The organism is Bartonella japonica (genome assembly GCF_040545385.1).
GTDB lineage: Bacteria > Pseudomonadota > Alphaproteobacteria > Rhizobiales > Rhizobiaceae > Bartonella > Bartonella japonica.
The window spans coordinates 1-1,236 of record NZ_JBEPLT010000054.1; the positions used below are offsets into that span (position 1 = coordinate 1).

Sequence of the window (1,236 nt, forward strand, 5' to 3'; positions counted from 1 at the left end):
AGACAGTATAATCTTTATGCAGCGCTACAGTATCTAGTTATAGAAGATCAAATACTACCATATCTTGTGAATTCATTGCGCGTTGCTCTTAATGCTCTTCATAAGTATTTTCATTAGACAATTTTCCAAATAAACTTGATCAACGCTATCATTAGTACTAACCACAATATTTCTATAATTATCACAAAAATCACTCCAAAATATTTTGTTATACTGATAAAAATTAATAACCCTATAATTATTACTCCTATTGTTATATTCCACATAAAAAGTGCAATTATAGCACCAATGAAAGCACAAATTAGAGCGGGTATTCCAAAAGTAATGAAAGCTATATCTTTAATGTCATTTGGTACTCCGTCTTCACGCATCGAGTTTATTGTCATACATAAGGAGATAAAACTTACGAATGATATAGCTAGCGATATACCTATCACTTTTTCCACTAGATCATTTTCTATATAATTATATATCATGGCTACAGGAAGCCATGGAACAAACGTTGGTGTGAATAGTACAACACAGTATGCAACTATTTCCTTCCCTTTTTTTCCTGCTTTTTTAATGACAAGCACTGCATTGAATAGCATTATCAAAAAAACTGCTATATAAGCCCCAATAAAGAATAGAGTTTCTGTAATCATTATCTTTTTTTGAGGATCTACTGTTTACAACACTATCTAACTGATTCCCTTCGAATATATCAATATGTGTTATTATTATGTTGACAAAGTGTAGCAAATCGTATTTAATGACCTTACTGTACTTAGGCGTATTGTATCTAAGTGAGGGTGAAGTACAGTTAAAAATCCCTGCAAATGCGGGGTTTTTTATTATCCGGAGGGCGTATTTTATGACAACAGAAAATACAGAACAGACTCCCAAACCAATTAAAAAGAACATACCTCCAAGAGCCGGTCTAGGGCGGGTTAAAGGCATTCCGAACAAAATGACCCGTATTTTAAAAGAAGCCGTTGTGAGAGCTGCTGAGAATGGGGGGAATAAGATTGGCAATGAGAGGCTGATTTCTTACGTGACAAGGTTTTTTTATGCCGCGTCACTTTGACGTTGCTGTTTTGCTTGCTCGATAACATTGAGAAGATCCGATTGTAACCAACGCGATAAAAAACCAAATTTTAAGGGTTTTGGTAAAGATCCATTGGTGACATGACGTCGGAAAGTTGAGACACTCATATGAAGCAATTTTGCACTTTCACGGTCTGTTAAAAGAATATC

At 34.6% G+C, this 1,236-nt stretch carries 2 protein-coding genes and 1 pseudogene; 1 reads left to right on the plus strand and 2 read right to left on the minus strand.

What is annotated here, in order from left to right:
* Nucleotides 1-113: 113 nt before the first annotated feature.
* A complete protein-coding gene (locus ABID39_RS07840) occupies nucleotides 114-644 on the minus strand; it encodes a hypothetical protein (protein ID WP_354187604.1) in 531 nt (176 codons plus the stop codon).
* 209 nt (nucleotides 645-853) lie between these two features.
* On the opposite strand from ABID39_RS07840, the pseudogene ABID39_RS07845 reads away from it, so the two are divergent.
* Nucleotides 854-1,042: pseudogene (locus tag ABID39_RS07845) on the plus strand (hypothetical protein); the annotation flags it as partial.
* Between the two features lie 5 nt (nucleotides 1,043-1,047).
* On the opposite strand, the gene ABID39_RS07850 reads toward ABID39_RS07845, so the two are convergent.
* On the minus strand, nucleotides 1,048-1,236 hold a 189-nt coding region (locus tag ABID39_RS07850), incomplete at its 5' end, for a helix-turn-helix transcriptional regulator (RefSeq protein WP_354187606.1).